The 18,240-nt window shown below is 42.5% G+C and carries 25 protein-coding genes; 1 reads left to right on the top strand and 24 read right to left on the bottom strand.

Annotated features, from left to right (window positions below; all coding sequences use genetic code 11):
- Positions 1 to 72: 72 nt before the first annotated feature.
- The 5 genes from cyoE to BUA17_RS02520 form a co-directional block, all read right to left on the bottom strand.
- Entirely contained in the window at positions 73 to 930 is an 858-nt protein-coding gene (gene cyoE, locus BUA17_RS02540; RefSeq protein WP_063563312.1) for a heme o synthase, read from the bottom strand.
- 158 nt (positions 931 to 1,088) lie between these two features.
- A complete protein-coding gene (locus BUA17_RS02535; RefSeq protein ID WP_063563311.1) occupies positions 1,089 to 1,652 on the bottom strand; it encodes a hypothetical protein in 564 nt (187 codons plus the stop codon).
- 234 nt (positions 1,653 to 1,886) lie between these two features.
- Positions 1,887 to 2,240, bottom strand: a complete 354-nt coding sequence (locus tag BUA17_RS02530; protein WP_072732493.1) for a DUF3243 domain-containing protein — start codon at positions 2,238 to 2,240, stop codon at positions 1,887 to 1,889.
- A gap of 116 nt (positions 2,241 to 2,356) precedes the next feature.
- Complete coding sequence (locus tag BUA17_RS02525) at positions 2,357 to 2,911, bottom strand: MFS transporter (RefSeq protein WP_064638937.1); 555 nt, start codon at positions 2,909 to 2,911, stop codon at positions 2,357 to 2,359.
- The gene (locus BUA17_RS02520; RefSeq protein WP_244552057.1) at positions 2,908 to 4,308 is read right to left on the bottom strand and encodes an FAD-binding oxidoreductase; all 1,401 of its coding nucleotides are present in this window, start codon (positions 4,306 to 4,308) and stop codon (positions 2,908 to 2,910) included. The genes BUA17_RS02525 and BUA17_RS02520 overlap by 4 nt, the downstream gene beginning before the upstream one ends.
- Positions 4,309 to 4,482: 174 nt before the next feature.
- Here BUA17_RS02520 and BUA17_RS02515 point away from each other — a divergent pair, with 174 nt between their 5' ends.
- A complete protein-coding gene (locus BUA17_RS02515) occupies positions 4,483 to 4,671 on the top strand; it encodes a hypothetical protein (RefSeq protein ID WP_063563307.1) in 189 nt (62 codons plus the stop codon).
- 134 nt (positions 4,672 to 4,805) lie between these two features.
- On the opposite strand, the gene BUA17_RS02510 is transcribed toward BUA17_RS02515, so the two are convergent.
- The 19 genes from BUA17_RS02510 to BUA17_RS02425 form a co-directional block, all read right to left on the bottom strand.
- A complete protein-coding gene (locus BUA17_RS02510) occupies positions 4,806 to 5,735 on the bottom strand; it encodes an NAD(P)/FAD-dependent oxidoreductase (RefSeq protein ID WP_072732491.1) in 930 nt (309 codons plus the stop codon).
- 197 nt (positions 5,736 to 5,932) lie between these two features.
- Positions 5,933 to 7,564 (bottom strand): S-layer homology domain-containing protein, encoded by a 1,632-nt coding sequence (locus BUA17_RS02505; RefSeq protein ID WP_244552056.1) that lies wholly within the window; start codon positions 7,562 to 7,564, stop codon positions 5,933 to 5,935.
- Positions 7,565 to 7,712: 148 nt separating this feature from the next.
- The gene (locus BUA17_RS02500; RefSeq protein WP_063563305.1) at positions 7,713 to 8,315 is read right to left on the bottom strand and encodes a nitroreductase family protein; all 603 of its coding nucleotides are present in this window, start codon (positions 8,313 to 8,315) and stop codon (positions 7,713 to 7,715) included.
- A gap of 172 nt (positions 8,316 to 8,487) precedes the next feature.
- Positions 8,488 to 8,733, bottom strand: coding sequence for a hypothetical protein (locus BUA17_RS02495; RefSeq protein ID WP_072732490.1), 246 nt, complete (start codon positions 8,731 to 8,733; stop codon positions 8,488 to 8,490).
- Between the two features lie 181 nt (positions 8,734 to 8,914).
- Complete coding sequence (locus BUA17_RS02490; protein ID WP_072732489.1) at positions 8,915 to 9,685, bottom strand: acyl-[acyl-carrier-protein] thioesterase; 771 nt, start codon at positions 9,683 to 9,685, stop codon at positions 8,915 to 8,917.
- 55 nt (positions 9,686 to 9,740) lie between these two features.
- Positions 9,741 to 10,601, bottom strand: a complete 861-nt coding sequence (locus BUA17_RS02485; RefSeq protein WP_083584553.1) for an AraC family transcriptional regulator — start codon at positions 10,599 to 10,601, stop codon at positions 9,741 to 9,743.
- A 159-nt stretch (positions 10,602 to 10,760) separates the two neighbouring features.
- The gene (locus tag BUA17_RS02480; protein ID WP_072732488.1) at positions 10,761 to 11,309 is read right to left on the bottom strand and encodes a glutathione peroxidase; all 549 of its coding nucleotides are present in this window, start codon (positions 11,307 to 11,309) and stop codon (positions 10,761 to 10,763) included.
- 170 nt (positions 11,310 to 11,479) lie between these two features.
- Positions 11,480 to 11,752 carry an HAD family hydrolase gene (locus BUA17_RS31515; RefSeq protein ID WP_072732487.1) on the bottom strand — a complete coding sequence of 91 codons (273 nt, stop codon included), beginning with the start codon at positions 11,750 to 11,752 and terminating at the stop codon, positions 11,480 to 11,482.
- A 10-nt stretch (positions 11,753 to 11,762) separates the two neighbouring features.
- A complete protein-coding gene (locus BUA17_RS31510) occupies positions 11,763 to 11,975 on the bottom strand; it encodes an HAD family hydrolase (protein ID WP_072732486.1) in 213 nt (70 codons plus the stop codon).
- Between the two features lie 58 nt (positions 11,976 to 12,033).
- On the bottom strand, positions 12,034 to 12,546 hold the full coding sequence (locus BUA17_RS02465; RefSeq protein ID WP_072732485.1) for a DUF6886 family protein: 513 nt from the start codon (positions 12,544 to 12,546) through the stop codon (positions 12,034 to 12,036).
- A gap of 56 nt (positions 12,547 to 12,602) precedes the next feature.
- Positions 12,603 to 13,097, bottom strand: coding sequence for a GNAT family N-acetyltransferase (locus BUA17_RS02460; RefSeq protein WP_063563299.1), 495 nt, complete (start codon positions 13,095 to 13,097; stop codon positions 12,603 to 12,605).
- Between the two features lie 38 nt (positions 13,098 to 13,135).
- Positions 13,136 to 13,771 (bottom strand): hypothetical protein, encoded by a 636-nt coding sequence (locus tag BUA17_RS02455; RefSeq protein ID WP_063563298.1) that lies wholly within the window; start codon positions 13,769 to 13,771, stop codon positions 13,136 to 13,138.
- Positions 13,772 to 13,824: 53 nt separating this feature from the next.
- Positions 13,825 to 14,268 (bottom strand): GNAT family N-acetyltransferase, encoded by a 444-nt coding sequence (locus BUA17_RS02450; protein WP_072732484.1) that lies wholly within the window; start codon positions 14,266 to 14,268, stop codon positions 13,825 to 13,827.
- A 65-nt stretch (positions 14,269 to 14,333) separates the two neighbouring features.
- Complete coding sequence (locus BUA17_RS02445) at positions 14,334 to 14,837, bottom strand: DUF1648 domain-containing protein (protein ID WP_063563296.1); 504 nt, start codon at positions 14,835 to 14,837, stop codon at positions 14,334 to 14,336.
- Between the two features lie 147 nt (positions 14,838 to 14,984).
- Complete coding sequence (locus BUA17_RS02440; RefSeq protein ID WP_072732483.1) at positions 14,985 to 15,626, bottom strand: FusB/FusC family EF-G-binding protein; 642 nt, start codon at positions 15,624 to 15,626, stop codon at positions 14,985 to 14,987.
- A gap of 266 nt (positions 15,627 to 15,892) precedes the next feature.
- Entirely contained in the window at positions 15,893 to 16,501 is a 609-nt protein-coding gene (locus tag BUA17_RS02435) for an MBL fold metallo-hydrolase (protein WP_244552055.1), read from the bottom strand.
- 18 nt (positions 16,502 to 16,519) lie between these two features.
- Positions 16,520 to 16,750 (bottom strand): MBL fold metallo-hydrolase, encoded by a 231-nt coding sequence (locus BUA17_RS31505; RefSeq protein ID WP_244552054.1) that lies wholly within the window; start codon positions 16,748 to 16,750, stop codon positions 16,520 to 16,522.
- Positions 16,751 to 16,907: 157 nt separating this feature from the next.
- Positions 16,908 to 17,354 carry a hypothetical protein gene (locus BUA17_RS02430; protein ID WP_072732482.1) on the bottom strand — a complete coding sequence of 149 codons (447 nt, stop codon included), beginning with the start codon at positions 17,352 to 17,354 and terminating at the stop codon, positions 16,908 to 16,910.
- 140 nt (positions 17,355 to 17,494) lie between these two features.
- Positions 17,495 to 18,016 (bottom strand): DinB family protein, encoded by a 522-nt coding sequence (locus BUA17_RS02425; RefSeq protein ID WP_072732481.1) that lies wholly within the window; start codon positions 18,014 to 18,016, stop codon positions 17,495 to 17,497.
- Positions 18,017 to 18,240 lie beyond the last annotated feature (224 nt).

The raw sequence follows: 18,240 nt of genomic DNA, 5'->3' as shown, positions 1-18,240 counted from the left end.
CGTGCTTTTTCGTAAGGTGCCAGCTAACTTGGCATCTTCATATTCGAATATTTTACAAAAGTGATGTTTCGCTCAGGACCAGGTTGTGTTTGCTACCATGACAATGAATACAACCATGAGATAATTGACGGAGATCAGAAAGTTAACTTTGGCCCATTTCTCATCATCCTGAGTTTTCAATCCGCTTAGTGTATGGACAAACCAGATCAGACCACCAATGACGGATACAAGCAGAAACACAAGCCCAACGTAGTTGTAGTAATACAACAGAAATACAGCAGGAAGCAACAGAAATACATAAGGAATCATCTGCACCTTTGTGCGCTTCACACCTTTGACTACCGGCAACAGTGGGAAACCGGCTGCACGATATTCTTCCACTCTGCGAATCCCGAGTGACCAGAAGTGAGGTGGCTGCCACAGAAATAACAGCGCAAACAGCAACCAGGCACCTGCATCAATCTGATTGGTTACCGCACAATAACCGATTACAGGCGGCATCGCCCCCGCAATTCCACCCAATGATGTACTCCAGGTCGAGCTGCGTTTGAGCCACATCGTGTAGATCACGATATAAGCAAACCATCCGAGCAGTGCCATCCAACCGGATAACGGATTGACCAGGAAGTACAGCAGCACAAAACCAACCACACCAAGAACAATTCCATACCCCAATACAAACTTGGGTTTAAGATGATTGATGTAATCAATCCGTTTTTTGGTGCGCTCCATCTTCTGATCCAACTCACGATCCCAGTAGTTGTTAATAACACATGCCGAAGCGATGACCAAGGTTGATCCAATCAACACCATGAGCAGAGATATCCACGAGATATCCCATTTTGAAGCGACCCAGAACCCTACCGCTACCGCAAACACATTCAGCCGCAAAAGTCCGGGTTTCGTTAATGCAATCATGTCTTTAAGCATGAGAAGCCTCCTGAACTATGTAAAAACACCATTCCTATAATGATACATGTACATACCATGAATTACAATCTCCTTCATGAATTTGTCATAACCAAAAAGCATCCCTGCCGGTTCAATGGAACCGGAGGAATGCTTAACCGTTGCATTTTGATCTAATTTTATGGAATGTATTGCTGTACAATTTTGATCACTTTTCCGTCCTGTACAGTGAGGTGATACGGGAATACGGACAGATCAAGAATATTGGTATTGTCATACAAAGATTCGAATTTGCTGAGCGCCACGGACTCATTCCATTGAATAGTGGTGCCCGACACTGTACCATCGCGATCATATAACTGCATCAACACTTCAGCATTAGCACTTACTTCTACCTTTTCCTGCTCTTTGCTGTCATTGACAATATAATAACCATCAGGAGCACCATCTATACCAGAGCCCGGATTGCGTTGTTCAAAAACTTTATCAGCCTCTGCACCTTGGTACCAGCCAATCTTGTCTACAATCAAGTACAATTTACCATTCTCATGCTGTATGTCTTCCACATACGCTGTAAACATCTCGGAGTTTGCAGCCTGCGCTTTGGCAGAAGCCTGTACAGAGTCCGTGCTCTCCTCAGCGTTCGCTGGTGTAAGTAAATATGTAGCAAGCACAATCATGCCAAGCAATGCAACAGCCGCACCCAGCATTCGTAATTTCCATTGTTTCGCCGCGTTCTTCATAGGCAGCATCTCTCCTTATTATGAACGTTACTATTCCTTAACCGGAAGGCTTTCTCTTCAAACGCTCATATGAATATTTAATCTTTCTTTTACTCTCCCTATCATACTGGGTGTACACACTGCAAAAGTATCAGCCAGATGAAAAATAGTTACAATAGGTGTCATCAAAAAGAAACCCTGAATGCCATGGCATCCAGAGTCTCTATTGGCTTAGCTTTTAATTTCAGCTCAATCTTAATGATTCGGGGTTGAACCTTGTGCCAGACGCACTAGCATATGAGCCAGCATATGGCGCTCTTCCTCTTTCCCGACATTCCACAGTTCTTGCAGCAACTTCTCTTCACGGTTACGCGGCTCTTCCCGGGCTGCCAAATAGTCGGCTACTTTCTCAGCGATTTTGGCCATCTGCTCCTCACCCAGTCCAATCGATTCTCCCATTGCAATTCGTTTGCCCAGATATCCTTTAAAGGCATCAAAGTTCTGTAAAATCTGTTCCCGTTCCTCCGGCGCAATCTTATCAATCGCATTGTCTACCTTGTCGGTTGAAACTTGTCCATCTTTATGGATAACATGATTTTGTTCATTCATCTGAAAAACCTCCTTGAGAATACTCGCTTTGTGGAATGTAAGCAAAATTCTTAATCATACCAGGTTATCTATAATATAAACTTCTCGCTGGAGATTAATCAGACCATTTCTATCCTTTAGCCATCAGCTGCTTCCTCAGAAATGCTACGTAATCGCCATACTGCCAGAGCTCCCCACATATACAGCATGGCACTCAGATAAAATAATACATCGATCGTCAGCCAATCAATCAGCACACCGCCAACAATAACCGCAAATCCTGAAGCAGCAGATGTCCAGAAATGATAGTTACCTACAGCTGGGCCCCGTTGCCCAGCCACCGTATAATCGGCGAGCAGCACCCGTTCACTCATTCGCTGCATCGCATTGCATGTCCCCATCATCATTTGCAGCAGCAGCACCCAGATGTAGGAAATGACCCACGGAAATGCAATCATGGCTGCGGCCATCCCCACCGAACTTACAATGAGCCACTGCTTGGCGTGTCGATCCATCCGGGGAGCGAGCCATTGCGAAGCAGCAGCCGAACTGATTGTAAATACGGCAAAGGCAAGCCCATATTTGGAGAAGCTGTTACCCAGATTTTTGAGAAACAAAAGATAATACGGATAAATCATGCCCGAAGCGAGCGTAACGATACTTTGAGATCGAACAAGCCACTTGATATTCATGGATGATTTCCTCCATACTGCTCCATAAAATAGTTCATAAATAAATGATTCGGATCCACCTTTTCTTTGGCTGCAAAAAACTCATTCTTTCGTGGATAGGCCTGTTCGAATTGCTCTGAAGTTGCATAACCTGCATAGGGCAGATAATATGTTCCGTTATATCGAAGGACGGCTTCTATCAGCTGCTGCATACTGCCCTTGAACTTCTCTTGTTCTACCTCAGACAATGAAGCGTGAAATAAACAGACAAGGCCGAACATATCCTGCGTCGCATAGGAAAGCACAGCTTCTTCATCATGTTTCACAAACCTGACTGTAATGTTGAGCAAATCCAATTGCTCCTGGGATACAATCTCTCCCATCTCCTGAACAAATGCGGGGAAGACATCCACCGGAATAAAATATTCCTGCAGCAGATCATTTTCACCCGGCTGATGATACTCCATGAAGGCAGACGCAGAAGCCATCGCATTGTTGCGGCTGAGCCTCTTGCCATCCTGTGACTCGAAATACCGCTGTTGCAGCGGCCAAAACCAGGCCCGCCCCCATAGGAATTCACGGTTCAGGTTGAACAGAAGTTTGCTGGTAAGCACGCCTCTTTCACGTTCATCCAGACGATCATAATTATCCAGTGAAGCCATTGGATCAGAGGCATAATTCAATGCGTACATCTCGCGAAAATAGCCTTCACCGGGCTGAACTGAAATTCGGGCCAGATGCATACGCATCATCGCGCCTCCCAGGACATTCTTTTGAAAATAAGTCGGGTAGTCCTCAACCTGCACCTGCTCAGTTGTGAGACGATAGACTTCGTCATCCGTTAACGTCAACGTAACGTCCAAAATCACGCCAAACAGTCCGTAACCCCCAAGTACAAGCGGGAAAAGCTCTGCATTCTCCGTGCGACTCACTTGCCGAATCTGACCATCTGCCGTCAAGAGATGAAAGGAATCGACACTTTCAATCAAGGAACCCTGATGAAGCTCCCGACCATGTGCATTTACACTGATAGATCCGCCTACGGTGAAAATATTCTGGGACTGCATATTTTTGACGGCCAGTCCATATGGGTTAATGGCTCGCTGTACGTCAGCCCAGGTCGCCCCAGCCTGCACACGTACCTTTTTGGCATCGGTATTGACTTCCAGCACTTTGTTATACGAGGTCATGTCTATGACAATGCCGTCTTTATAATAGGTGTGTCCTCCCTGACTATGGCGCTGCCCGGCAATCGATATCGTTAGGTTCCGCTCTCGGGCATCTTGAAGCAGTTCAACGAGCTGCTGCTCTTCATGACCTTCGACCACACGTTCAACCTTAACCGGATGAAGGCGGCTGTAGTCGGTAATCAAATACGGATTCTGATCATCGCTATCCGTTCTCCAATATGTCCACACACATAAAATCAGAAGTAACAGGAGCATGCTCGTTTTTTTGAACAGATGAACTCCTCCTCCCCTAACACCTAGCGTTTCAATTTGATTTGATTGGTTAATCGTTTACATATACATCACAAGGATTGGATATGTTAAGGAACACCTTAAACATACCCGAATAAGGAGGAATTTTCCATGAATGAACATAAAAAAGAACGAAAAAACAAAGATCTGCAACCTGGTGTGAATACAATTATTCAACCCGACCCGAACAACCCCGGCCCAACGGACATGATTGAAGAAGCCGTAGGAGAAATCGTAGACAACATCACCCACCCTCACAAAGCCAAAACAACAGAGACCCGCAATACAAACAGCAAATAATTTCAGACCATACTTTTGTAAACAGCTTGCGTACAACGCAAAAAGTCCTCCAACCTTAGTCACAACGGTCGGGGGACTTTAAAATTGTTTTTTCTATGAATGGGGCTGTTCACCATCTGCATTTTAATTTGCGTTTAGATCTGCTTCACTTTGTTTTCCTTTTTCATCTGTTGCAATGCCTTGTGAATCCAGATCGCGGCAATCGAACCTTCGCCCATGGCAACCGTAGCTTGTTCCGCGTGCAAGCCCAGATCTCCGGCAATCCATACATTAGGCGCGGCCTGCATGCTTCGCACGTTGGCTTCGACGTGTTTATTATCCGCGATGACGGCTCCAAGCTGCTCTGCCAGTTCATAATGTACACGATTGCCTCCAAACGCAACAAATCCACGCTCTGACTCAAAAATCTGTCCATCTTCCGTCAGCACACCCGTAATATGGCCATCTTCCATCTGTTGCACTTCTTGAACGGCGGCCTCAAGGTAACGAACTCCTGCCTCTTTCATGCTTCGATGAAGCTCAGCAGAGATTGGCGACTGCTCATGGTTGATGTACAACAACTCATTGGTACGTTGAATCAAAACCATAGCCATGTTTGCACCGGCTTCGCCTGCACCCAGCAATATGGTGCGCTGATCCTGAATCTCATATCCATCGCAATCCGGGCACACATATACTGTTCTTCCCAACGTAGGCCTTAATCCCGGAATCGCCGGTATCCTGTCCGTTAGTCCAGTTGCCAGTAAGACTGTTTTCGCCATATATTCAGAGCCGGAAGAACCGAACAATTGAATCTGTTCTCCCCGGCGTCCTGCCTTAATGATACGGTCTTTCTCAAAATTTACTCCAGTCTGCTCAGCCTGCATTCTGCCTTTGGAGCGCAGCTCTTCACCGGATACTCCATCGGGGAAACCAAGAATATTATGATAGGTTCGGCATAACGTTGATCTGCCTTCTCCTGCGTCCACTACCAACACCCGATGAGAAGAGTAACGCCCCATCTGAATAGCTGCCTGAAGTCCTGCGAGTCCTCCACCTACTATAATGCAATCATACTCTCGCATGCTCCATCTCCCTCCTATGCTTCTATCTCTTATATGTTATTGGACAGTTCACTATCCTTCTATCCATTTACACCGTTCAACCAAAATCAAACGTAATCCGTTACAACTTAGCTTTTACCAAAATAAAATAACCCAAACCATCCGTCTGAATAACGGTGTGTTTGGGTCGGTTTAAGAAAGAATTATAATTTCGGAATTTAGAAAATGTATGATTCAAATCGTGAAGCGTTCGAAATGGCATTCCATACATCTGCCGTCTCTCCGCCCATATACCAGTAGGCCAATCCGGCAATATTACGCTCTCCGCTCATCATTACTTTCGCGGACAATGAACGACTGTCCTCTGCCCATATATATCTCGGCGTACCGTTACTGTTATAGCCAATGACATATTGGACCAGATCTGCATCCCATCGTCTCACGGAACCTGAAGCTCGTGCACGAGTTCCCTGTTCTGCCAGGGTGATATCCCATGAACTGGCTGCCGGATTAGCGGAAGACCAATCCCGTGTATATAAGGGTAGAGCCAGAATTGTTTTGGCGCGAACTACCTCAGCGAGCATCGTATCCAAAGCCCTTTCAACCCAAGGAAGAGATGCCACAGACCCTGCTTGCGGATCGCCGTTCCAATGTTCCTCATATCCCATCAGTACCATGTAATCCGATACAGCGCCTAATTGCGCATAATCAAATGCATCGGTCCAATCTGTCCCCAGATCGGGTGATACATCTACAGACACAACAGCGCCTAGCGCATGCAGAGCCGTTGCCAGGGAAGTAATAAATGCGGTCATTCCTTCACGATCAGCTGGCAGTACGTTCTCAAAATCCACGTTAATACCATCCAGTTTATATGTTTTCACCAAAGAGGTGACCTGTGAGATCACCGACGCCCGGTTGGCTGTACTCGATAACATCTGGTGGGTAAGGTCCGGGTTCGAACGATTGCCAAGCAACGGCCATACCTGTCTGTCCGTAGCAGATGCCCATGATAATAACGATGTGTCCGTGAGATCCGTGACTTTCATGCTGCTATTCAGGAAGAACCAACGGGGAACCAGTGTGTTGGCTTCCGATTGTTCGATCTGTTTCTTGAACTCAGCTGTAGAGGCGTTATATTGCCATCCCAGCTGAATACCGAGCTGATCCTCACCTTTCAGCTGGTCTGACCAGGTTTTCTTTTGCAAAATGGCATCCAGCATCACTGCTGCCTCTTCTCTAGTCACTTGGTCATGCGGGCGAAACTTGCCATCACTGCCGCGCATCAATCCAAGCTGATATACGGTCTGCACATAAGGACGTGCCCATTCAGATATCTCAGCTGCATCGTCATATGTGGATGAAAGAAGGTTCGTTGATTTGGAAGATTGTTTCAGCATCCTCACCAGCAGTGCAGCCGCTTCTTCCCGAGTAATGGAGGCGTTTGGCTGGAACACGCCCTGACTCTTGCCCTCAAGAATGGAAAGATTGGTCATGGCTGCAACGTTGCCGTAATACCAAGCGTTCATGCTGACATCGTTATAGGGATTAATATTGTTTTTAACGGGCTTCAAACCTAGCAGTCTCACGGCAAATGTTGCAAATTCAGCACGAGTGACTGCCTTTTTGGGTTCAAACGTATTCTCGGAGGTTCCGGCAGCAATTCCCGCCTTTACCAGATGTGCAATGGCATCCTTGGCATAACTGGAGGTTGTATCCTTGAACACCTGCTGAGCCGCTGCTGCCTGAGCTGTGGATTCACCGATGGTGATTGATCCTATCGCCAGTACGCCGCACAAAATAGCATTCCATAGCTTTCGGCGGGTACGTTTGTATATTCTATTATTCACATCAAAAAGCCTCGCTTCATTGGAGTACGATCTACATCATCGTATCAAATTGAAGCGAGGCCGTATGTGGTTAAATAATGGGAAATTCGCTGAAACGAGGCACCTCAATCTTTTCAATTAAGGTCGACGTTCGATCCAGGTAAAAGTCTTACTTGTGTACTTTTACACGTTGTTCAATCGGTTGGAATTCTTTCTCGCCTGGTGTTGCTGTTGGTTTGCCGAATGGCATTTGAGCGATCAGTCTCCAGTTCTCCGGAATGTTCCATTCCTGTTTGACTTTCTCATCAATCAGCGGGTTATAGTGCTGCAGGGAGGCGCCCAGACCTTCTTGTTCCAAAGCAGTCCAGATCACCAGTTGCAACATACCGTTAGATTGGTTCGCCCAGATCGGGAAGTTATCCGCATAAGCTGCAAAATTTTGTTGTAGCTGCGCAATCACATTGTTGTCTTCGAAAAAGAGTACTGTACCATATCCGCTGCGGAATCCAGCCATTTTTTCAGCTGTAGATTGGAAAGCTTCTGCATTGCCAACCACTTCACGCAAAATTTCTTCCGTGTGATTCCACAGTTTATCGTGTTGTTCACCGAGCAATACTACGGCACGAGATGTTTGTGAGTTGAATGAAGTCGGAGTGTATTTTACCGCTTCTTCCACGATTTCCTGGATTTTAGCATCCGAGATTGTGGATTCCTTGCTGATTCCATAATAAGATCTTCTGTTTTTCAACGCTTCAAAGAAAGATTTAGACATAAATATTCGCCTCCCAAAATGGTATTTCCTAAATTGCCAACATAGTAACTATAATATAGTAACATACATTAGTCAACAAACTATTTTATTTTCACTAAAGGTACATCTAGTCATTTCCTTTTGAATAGGGGGATTTAAGTATCATTTTTAACAGCAATTGAATTGATTCTGATCACTGCGACTCACGATAATCTGCTCGATATTTCTCTTCCGTTGACGAATTGCTTTTGGTCTGATCCTTATTCTTCTCTTCCTGCTTCTCCATATTCAGATCTTCCATCGGAATGGGGTCCACGGTCTGCTCTTCTTCATGCTGGTCAAGCAAACTTTCCTGCTCTGTCGGATACTGCTCCGGATTATCATGGGAACGATCCTTATGTGCATCCTTGTTATTTTGATCCGGTGTGCGCTCTTTCATTCGTGATTCCTCCTCAGTTTTCATTTACCCTTCTTTTACCTTTTCTGCCTGCCTTCTAAACACGGCGCGAAATATGCGATGAACGTAACAGGTGCATCTATATCTGCATCAGGAGGTAAAAATAGAAAAAAGCCAACCAGAACGGACTGGTTGACTTCATCTACTTGTATTCAGTTCCATTTTATTGATTGCTGGGCGAAACGGTTGAGTCTGCGAGACTTAATTTGGCTTCAAAAATAATACTCTCATTCTCTTCAGCCAATCTTCCTCGAACCCACACAGCTCCCTCTGTAACCTCTGAACGCTCAACAATCATTAACTCCTGCATACGAATCTCACGATGATATGAAATTTGCAGACGGATCATACCTGCAGCCAGTTCATCCAGTGTTAATGCATCACAACATACGTCTGCATACCGGGCGTTGTTCATATGCCCATTACTGTCTGTGCTGCTGTATTGTACAGTTAAACGATATTGTTCCTGCAAGCTGAGTTCAAAAGGGACCGTCACTTTAGCAGGGGCTTCACCTAAGGATAAATCAGGATGCGATTTCACTTCAAAAGGTAAAGCTGATGGTCTGACGACTCTGCGTCTCTTCAGATCGACCAACGCCCAAGCTGTACGAGCCTCAGCCAGATGTGTTCCCTCTCGATCTGTAAGGATATAATCCCTTAACCATGTCACACCTTTATTTTCTTTATGCCACGTCTGCAAGGATACTTCTTCTTCCAATCGGGCTGGGCGCATGATTGTGACATCTGTCGTTAATAGCATCCAGCCCAATCCCTGATTCAGTATCTGCGATACGGTAACTCCCATACCTGCTAAATCACGGTCTGCTGCCAACTGCATATGCTCCAGTAAAGCAGATGCACGACATTGTGATTTGTAATCGGCATCGGCTGATCCAATTCGGTAATCAAGCTTGAATGGTTGTTCTGATTGCATTCAGTAACCTCCTCAGGCTGTGCAGCATGTAAAATTTTTGATCCGTAACGCTACATTAATCAAACGAACGATGTAATCGACTACGATACAAATCTGGTGCACACCCTACACTTTGTTTGAACATTCGACTGAAATGGGATAAACGTTTGAACCCGGCTAACCTGCTGGCCTCTGTCACACTAATATCCGGCTGGAATTGGAATAACAGCTTGGCCTGATTAATGCGGCGGTCATACACATATTTAAATATGGTACTACCCGTCATTTCTTTAAACAATCCGGCCAGATAAGGCTTGGACAGATGAAGCTCACTTGCCAGATCATCCAGACCAATGTCCTCCATATAATGGGTTTCGACATAACCAATGATATGCTGTACATGCCGCTCCTTCTCGGAAGAAGGAAGGTGGTCCTCCACTCTGCCTCGGCAGATTCCAGCTATAACATACAGCAGGTCACATAAACGAACGTTCATGCGTTCCTCTTTGAAATCCCTCGGATTCACGGTAAGCTGATGCAGACTCAACAGCAAGGCTTCGAATTCGGAGCGGATATTGCCTGTCAGATTGATCCGGCAGTTTCTCAGTTCTTCGAACGGCTTTAACACCTCGCTCACTCGGTCCGGATGCAGACTGCTGCGGATGGCCGAGGGATCAAAGTGCAGCGTCGTTCGCACATAAGGTCTGCCAGGCATGGGATGTGGCCGATGAAGGGTCATGCCATGCATCAGGACCAGGTCACCCGGTTCAAGGTTGTAGACTCGATCTCCAATCAGATAGGTACATTCGCCATCATGAAAATAGTACACCTCATATTGTGGATGCGAATGAAATCCGTCCGATGCTCCAGGGTCGTACGTGCTGGTGGAGCGATAGCTATATTCCAATGGACCACTAAATTGCATTACACTTGGCACGTTCAAGTACCTCCTGTTCTGGAGAGGTTTCTTACCATTTTACCCGTTTCACATCATGTCGGATAGTACTGGATAGACTTTTGAAATATAGAAGGCCATGCACATATCCGTTTGTTTGCACGGTACGTGTCATGGCCCTTTAGGAATGTGAAAGATAAATTACAGTAGCTGTTCAATACTCGCCTGGATCTCGTCAATCGAATCAACAGGTTCAAAACGTTTAACCACATGCCCTTCGGCATCAATCAGAAACTTGGTAAAGTTCCACTTGATCGCATCACCATGCAACCATTCCGGTGCTTTGTCCGCCACCATCAGCTTTAGCAGTTTCGCTTGCACATCTGACTCATCAAAGCCTGCAAAAGGTCCCGACTTTTTCAAAAAGTCATACAGCGGATGCGCCGCTTCTCCATTGACATCCATCTTGGAGAACATAGGGAATTTCACACCATAGTTAATCTGACAAAAGGTCTCCGCCTCTTCGCTGCTTCCCGGTTCTTGCTCCGCAAACTGATTACACGGGAAACCAATGATCTGAAGCCCTTGCTCTTTATATCGGTCATAAAGCTTCTGCATGTCGTCGAACTGATGTGTGTACTTGCACTTGCTCGCTGTATTTACGATCAGTACATGTTTTCCTTCGTATTGATAGAGTGGGAAACGTTCTCCACTCGTTTTGGTTACGCTAAAGTCATAGATGGTTGGCATAAGATTGGTGCACCTCGCGATGTTATGTAGTTATACAGACTCATATGAATTTCTATTATATACGAAATAGCAGATTCTGTATCGTAAAAAAGCCTATAACTACCATAGCGCTACAAGTACATCCATCTCCTTTTCGAATTGATATCGTTCATCACAAATTTTAAAATCATTCATCTCAACATCCGTTCCAACACTCTCGCAACTCCGTCAGAATCATTCGTATCAGTGATCTCTTTCGAGAGAATCTTCAACTCTTCAATTGCATTACCCATGGCTACCGACCAGCCACATATTTCAAAAAGCCCGATATCATTAAAATCATCACCAAAAACCATTACATCTTCAACTTTTATTTTCATTGCCTTACACAAAATTTTCAATGCATTTTCTTTGGAGGCTTTGATTGATGAGATTTGAACAAGATTACCACCGTCTGTAACCAAAACATTTAATCTAGATACCAGTGTAATTGCAGTGGATATAGGCTCCATTGTAATATATAAAAGAACCGCTATGGAGCAATTCCTCAGGTAAAAGCAACCTTACTGCTCTTGGTGGACGTGCTGTAGCATAGATGAATCTGATCCCTTGTTTAGAGCATGTCACCATTGCCTCATAATTCCGTTTCGAAATTTGTTTATCTGTGTTGAGTAATGTTCCATCCAAATCTAATACTACTATTGGATACTGTATAGAAATCCCCCCTATGCCACTCAAGTTCGCTCTAAACTTTCGTTGCTTTATTGAATCTATGTATTCCAAATTCTTTAAAATCCGATGTCAGTATCGCCTCTCTCAGTGGATACAGATTTGGAGTAAATCTGAGTTCGATTCCTTTTTCAAATAATCTCTCTATTAAACCCTCCATGCGGTCTATATGTAGAGGCTTAGTAACCTGATAAGAAATGTAGTATCCCGCCATTGGATCAAAGCGTTCAAAGTTGGTGTCATCGAAATGGTACCTGTACATGATCTGATTCATAATCCTCGGATACCATGAACTTTCAACCGTAATGATGATATCCGCATTAGAATGTTTGAAAAACTTCTCAATATTCTCATCACTTATCGTGTCAGTCTTTTTACAAATGATTCTTGGACAATCTCTTGGAAAGTAATATGAATATTCATGCTCTTCATCAATGGCCCACACCACTGCTGGAAATTCAGCTCTGTTTTGTTTCTCTCTTGGAATAAAAACTTGGATATCTGAGAACTCGCTAAAATGATAAAGCATACAAGCACCTCTCATCATTTAGTTACACTTATGTCCTCGAAAAATGCTATTTCATTTCAAAAAGCATTCCACTTCCCGTCACATAAAACAACAGAGGTCTCGATTTGTCTTTCGGGGACGTTCCAGTATCTAGTTAATAACTGCTTCTTCTCATCCGATGAAACTAGGGTAAAACCATTTTTCAAATAGAATTTTATAGCCCATTCTGCGGAATCCCAGGTTCCTATTAATATCGGTTTATCGGTTGATGCCACCAGATGAGCCAACAGCTTTGTGCCTATTCCGCTCCCCCGTTGGTGAGTTCTTACATATGCGTGCCTGATTAAAGCAACATCACCTTTATCCTGAATTCCCATAACGCCCCATAATCTATTATTTTCTTCAAAGCCCCAGAATACGACGCCATCACGGATTTCCTGATTCAATTCTTGCAATGGCATATAGGGTTCATGATAACGATCCTCAGGAATTACACCCTGGTATGCCTTTGCTGCATCATTAATGATCTCAACCATTGCATCTGCGTCCATACTGTTGCACAATCTGATCATGGCATAAGCCTCCTGAAAGTTATAGTCTATTAATTGAACTACCGTAATGGATATACCAACTCAATAGGTTCATTAATCAATTCCTCTTTGAAAATATAATTATGATCTGCTCCCACAACACATAAAATTTTCTTACCCGGATTCGAATGATACGTGTTCTTCACACGTTGAATCATGATCTGATTTCGTACGATCCATCTAAAGTTATTTGCTTTTGGATTAATCTGATCCAACCATTCATATTTTTGTTTGGTCATAGTATCAAACGCAACCGAATTAAAGGGAATCGTTCCAACGTCATGTGTATTCATTTGTTTAGCAAACCATTCATCATCGATCTTCTCCAACGCTTTACGCTCCTCTTCTGAGAAGCTGTTCAATGGATCAAAATCATTCCAGACATCTAACTCAAACCAGTCAATAGGCACAAACTCTATATTCCGTTCTTCACATAATGGAAAGATAAGCTCCCAATACTCACTGGCTGGCTCACCCCAATATCCCTTATCCTGTTTATCCTTGATATACTTCATCCAACTCTGGGGATGCACTTCACCACAGATAATATCCGGGTTGAATTCTGTAATCAGATCCTCATACAAGGTAAGAGAACTATTATATTTTTCTCTTAATTCTTGATTATGAATTGTCCCCAATATTCCAACGACCGTCATATCATTTCTCCTTTATATATGTTATATGATATTTTTGAGATTCCTATGTAAGTCTATAATCTTTTCTTCAGGAAGTACTGAATAATTCCTTCCGGGTATTCATCTATCATTCCAAACACTTCATAACCCATCTTCTTGTAAAATTCAGGAGACTGATAAGAAAATGTACTTGTATGTGAAAGTTTGCAACCCTCACTAACAGCAATGCTTTCTGCTTGCATGATTAATGATTTCCCATACCCATTTTCTCTGTATTCTTCATCAATCCAAAAGTTATCAATATATAAAGTATAGCAGTACGTAGCACAGAAGATCCCACCTACTGCTTTGCCAGTCTTATCCCTTAGAAACAAATTGATGCTTTTTCCAGGTTTTTTTAACAAACCCTTTGTTTCTCTTAGATTGTATTGATACAGATTGCTACATACAGCATGGTAATCCTGTTCATGATCTTCAAATACAATTTTCAATTCATCGTTAACAGCAGGGTTATTCATTTTTCAGATCCTCACGATTTCATAGTATTTGTCTTCACTTCTTCAATAAGACCCTAGCTCCAACGTTATTTGAGTTTAAATGATCTGTATATAAAGAAACCTATGGAACTAAATAAAACGATAATGAATATGACAACGGGCAACCAATTATGATGAGTGACTTTATCCGCACTTGAAAACTCAATAATCATCCAACTGATATAAATAAAAAATATGGATATCTCCGTCTTCATCAGATTAATCATGAGCCGTGCATTTTTATATTGTCTCTCCGCATTCTCCATATTCAAATTGAGGTAATTATACGTATGAGGATACTTCTCCAGTTGCGAAAGTCCAATCCATAAAATAAGCCCAATGACTAAGGGCAGCCATACTCCCCACTTTCCTCCCCAGCCATCAGGCTCCCCCTTCATATTAAAATGAATCGGTATCTGATCCGGTAAGGTCATCCATTGTTGCAAGCAGTATATAATGCCAATAATAAATAAAATGATGGTTGTGATATCTAAAGTTTTTTCCAGTAACGTTTTTGGGATTGTTATCTTCGGACGATCTTTGATTTCCAATTTCCTACCTCTTCTCCATTTACACACCGTATGATTACATGTTAACAATTATCAACCTCTTTTTCCAATGATTTCTGAGTATCCTTGAGGAATGAAAGCATAAGCAAAAAAGGCCGCCTTTGCAGGCAGCCTTTACTTAATATAACCTTATTTACGAACGGAGAGAATGAACTTCTCCAGCGATTCTGTATTGGTAATGCTGTGATTACATCCTTGGTTCTCCATGCATACGTATTGACCAATCGCAGAATAATTATCCGGTAAAGCGTTCTTGGTCTTGACCGTGAAGAATGCAAGCTCTTGATGCCGATTACAGAATAGGTAGTACCCCTTCTTGTGTGTCGGCGTTATTCTTCCCTCAATACCGATAAACTGTCCATCGAACGGATATACAACGAATAATTTGTTCGTCGCAATATCTACCCAGCTCAGGTACGTTACATATCGAAAATCAATGGATGGTAGATCAGGCATTTTCATCTTTTTGTTCTTCGGAAATAACTTCTGAATTTGTTTCAACGTAATCGATGGATACAACTCCAGATATGGTTCCAATGCTTTCATATACCGTTGAAAATCGTCTGTTGTCTCCAGCGACGAGATTTGCTCCAGCATTTGCTGCTGGTTCTCTGTCAGATCCGTAAATGCTTCAACGATGTTTGTTGCAGCACTGTATCTAACAGTCTCCAGGACCCTGCGATCCGCGGCGGATTGCACGGTTTTGCGAACAAATTCCGCTTGTTTTTTAATCAAATTATATTGGTGGTTTCTAATAAATGGTGTACTCATAGCTTTCAGCTCCTTATTTTTCATAGAAAAAAATCAATAAGGGCAAAGCCTGTTATTAGAAACGATAAAATTAAGTATGGGCGAAAGAATCTAAGCTATCGCGCCCCACGCAAAGTATCGCCCCCGATCAGGCTTTGCATGAGTTATTTCTAGCTAACGAGCAATTCAGCATTGCCATCTGAGTAACCCCCAATCAAATATCATGCGAAAAGTATATCAGAGAACTTCACATGGATCAATTGAAATGGGTTTTCATGGATGTTCTTTTATTCCGTTGCTTTTGATTGTAATATCTGATCATTCACGAATCCTTGTAAGAAAAAAAGCTCATTGTCATTGGCTGTTCGATTATTGGCTGCTTCAAAACGCTCGATAGCTGCTTCTAATGACGTCGATTTCACAGCATCATTGGCTGAGATGAGCTCTCTCCAAAACGTATCCATCTCCTCCACGTCACAGATCGACTCATGACCAAGCAAGAAATGAACGGCATCATATTGCTGAATGTCCTCAATCATAGGCAATAACTTGTCTTGCTTAATATGATATAGCGAATTGGTAGTTGTATTGTAAGCACTATCGCCCAGAAAAATGACCTTTTCATCCGGAATATATACAATGGTTGAATCATCGGTATGGGTGCTACGAATGGTTTCAAGCACACAAACTTTATTGCCCAAGTCCAAATGGAGTGACTTTTCAAAAATAATATCCGGAGGACATAACTGAAATGTGTCTCTCTCCGGTATTTCATTTTGTATCGTCTCCATACAATGTGAAGTCATCTTCTTGGAATCCACATACTCCTGTAGAGAGCGATCATTATAAGAATAGTTCCGCCAATCATTCATCTTTTGGCTAGTTAGACTATTCATAATAATCGTAGCTCCGTATTAATTCATTCCTAAAAAATGATCCCAATGGGCATGAGTAATGACCACATATTTAACAGGCGGAACATTTAACTTCTCTATCTCATGTAAGAAATCCCTGGCATGTTGAACCGAATTTCCAGCGTCAACGACAAGGCTGTAATTATCACCGCAAACTAACCCCAATGTTGGTCTTTCTTTATCATTTTGGTTAGATAGATAATAGATCGTTTCACTTAATTGATTTAGCATGTTCATTCTCCTCTATGATAAATTCTTGATCCATAAGAGAGAAAATCTGCATGCTTATTTAAATCAACATTTAGATTTTCTCATTTTATTTGTTTACCAATGGAATCACCTCCTTTGTTTTTCACATGAACTGAATGTTCCTCATCTCACCGGGTGCTCATTCTTCTTTTGTATTAAAAAATGTATCATTGTTGATCTGAATTATTCTGTCTATTGCCTCATGGTTTATCGGATCCCTGACCAACATACTAAATATTTCTCTAAGTTCTTCTATTCGTGATAAGACTTTGTCTTTGGATCTTTCCTCTCTAAGTGAGATATATAATTGGTACAAACTAATATCTAAATCATCATTCAGTTTCCCGAAAGAAGTTAGTTCCGATATCGCAGCTGCATTAGACACACTTGATATGATTGATCTATACGTGTAATCATTAACAACCATACTAAAGCTGTGCTGGACATTACTTATTTCATATCTGAATGAATTATCAATAGAATTCTGAAGCTCTTTTCTTTGATTTTGAGATTCAACAAATTTAGAACCAAGAATGATTAAACTCAATGTTAATAAAACTATAATATAAGTACTTATTTTCTTCATTATTGAATAGCTCCTAATAACCGAAATTTTAACGATGCTATATATTAGACGCTCTTCCAATGTTATAAGTTCGGCTTTTTCTATGAGCTGTTAGCTGTTCAAAGGCAAATGCAATACGAATACCGCTTTCTCATCATTCTTTAGTAAGCTTCTTGATACCATCTTCGAAGTTGATTAATGTGAGCTTGATGATAACGACTGTGGTCAGCGATATGCCACATACCCCAGCATACGGTTGCTTGCTTCTCATTTTCATGCCCAAAAGTGACAATCCTCGCTAGATCATCATCCGTTAATTGTGTACACGCGTCCTTCAACATGGTTATGACACCTTCATATGTCGACATAAGTGTACTCAAAGATATTCCTTGAACCATCGGAAGACTGCCATTCTCATCAATCATAGGGCCATGTTGCTCTTTTAAGTTTTGAGGAAGTGGTAATCCCTTTATTCGATAAGCCCAATTCAGATCGACGTAGGTGATATGTTTTATTAATTGAGCGGTACTATTGAAGTTGTTATTAGGTCCTTTATAATCTATTTCTTCTTGCGACATACCTTCCGTGATTCGTTGGAGTCGTTGGCTGTTTTCTATAACCGCAGCAAATAACAACCCAACAACAGGTGACATATTGGCTTCGCCTTTTAAATCATAAAGCACCCTAACGCCTCCTTGAGGTTGTCTTCATCGTTCTTCCCTTAGAATCTCCTTGATTTCTCTTAATTCTTGCAATATTTCTTTGTTGTACTGATTACTCTTGGAATTATCCATTCCGATTTTCACAACAAAAATACCAAAAAACAAAGACACTACCAACATTAATATAGTCCCAATAATAACCATCCTTTCCTCAAGCAACAGAAACCCGAGAGATTAGAAACAGC

The organism is Paenibacillus sp. ov031, assembly GCF_900143165.1.
Classification (GTDB): Bacteria; Bacillota; Bacilli; order Paenibacillales; family Paenibacillaceae; genus Paenibacillus; species Paenibacillus marchantiae.
This window is presented reverse-complemented; position numbering and strand designations above follow the sequence as displayed.

Excerpts from the sequence above, each read along its gene's own strand:
- cyoE (WP_063563312.1), bottom strand. The coding sequence starts at position 930 with ATGCTTAAAGACATGATTGCATTAACGAAACCCGGACTTTTGCGGCTG.
- BUA17_RS02535 (WP_063563311.1), bottom strand. The coding sequence starts at position 1,652 with ATGAAGAACGCGGCGAAACAATGGAAATTACGAATGCTGGGTGCGGCT.
- BUA17_RS02530 (WP_072732493.1), bottom strand. The coding sequence starts at position 2,240 with ATGAATGAACAAAATCATGTTATCCATAAAGATGGACAAGTTTCAACC.
- BUA17_RS02525 (WP_064638937.1), bottom strand. The coding sequence starts at position 2,911 with ATGAATATCAAGTGGCTTGTTCGATCTCAAAGTATCGTTACGCTCGCT.
- BUA17_RS02515 (WP_063563307.1), top strand. The coding sequence starts at position 4,483 with ATGAATGAACATAAAAAAGAACGAAAAAACAAAGATCTGCAACCTGGT.
- BUA17_RS02510 (WP_072732491.1), bottom strand. The coding sequence starts at position 5,735 with ATGCGAGAGTATGATTGCATTATAGTAGGTGGAGGACTCGCAGGACTT.
- BUA17_RS02500 (WP_063563305.1), bottom strand. The coding sequence starts at position 8,315 with ATGTCTAAATCTTTCTTTGAAGCGTTGAAAAACAGAAGATCTTATTAT.
- BUA17_RS02495 (WP_072732490.1), bottom strand. The coding sequence starts at position 8,733 with ATGAAAGAGCGCACACCGGATCAAAATAACAAGGATGCACATAAGGAT.
- BUA17_RS02490 (WP_072732489.1), bottom strand. The coding sequence starts at position 9,685 with ATGCAATCAGAACAACCATTCAAGCTTGATTACCGAATTGGATCAGCC.
- BUA17_RS02480 (WP_072732488.1), bottom strand. The coding sequence starts at position 11,309 with ATGCCAACCATCTATGACTTTAGCGTAACCAAAACGAGTGGAGAACGT.
- BUA17_RS02465 (WP_072732485.1), bottom strand. The coding sequence starts at position 12,546 with ATGCTTTATCATTTTAGCGAGTTCTCAGATATCCAAGTTTTTATTCCA.
- BUA17_RS02460 (WP_063563299.1), bottom strand. The coding sequence starts at position 13,097 with ATGATCAGATTGTGCAACAGTATGGACGCAGATGCAATGGTTGAGATC.
- BUA17_RS02455 (WP_063563298.1), bottom strand. The coding sequence starts at position 13,771 with ATGACGGTCGTTGGAATATTGGGGACAATTCATAATCAAGAATTAAGA.
- BUA17_RS02450 (WP_072732484.1), bottom strand. The coding sequence starts at position 14,268 with ATGAATAACCCTGCTGTTAACGATGAATTGAAAATTGTATTTGAAGAT.
- BUA17_RS02440 (WP_072732483.1), bottom strand. The coding sequence starts at position 15,626 with ATGAGTACACCATTTATTAGAAACCACCAATATAATTTGATTAAAAAA.
- BUA17_RS02435 (WP_244552055.1), bottom strand. The coding sequence starts at position 16,501 with ATGAATAGTCTAACTAGCCAAAAGATGAATGATTGGCGGAACTATTCT.
- BUA17_RS31505 (WP_244552054.1), bottom strand. The coding sequence starts at position 16,750 with ATGCTAAATCAATTAAGTGAAACGATCTATTATCTATCTAACCAAAAT.
- BUA17_RS02430 (WP_072732482.1), bottom strand. The coding sequence starts at position 17,354 with ATGAAGAAAATAAGTACTTATATTATAGTTTTATTAACATTGAGTTTA.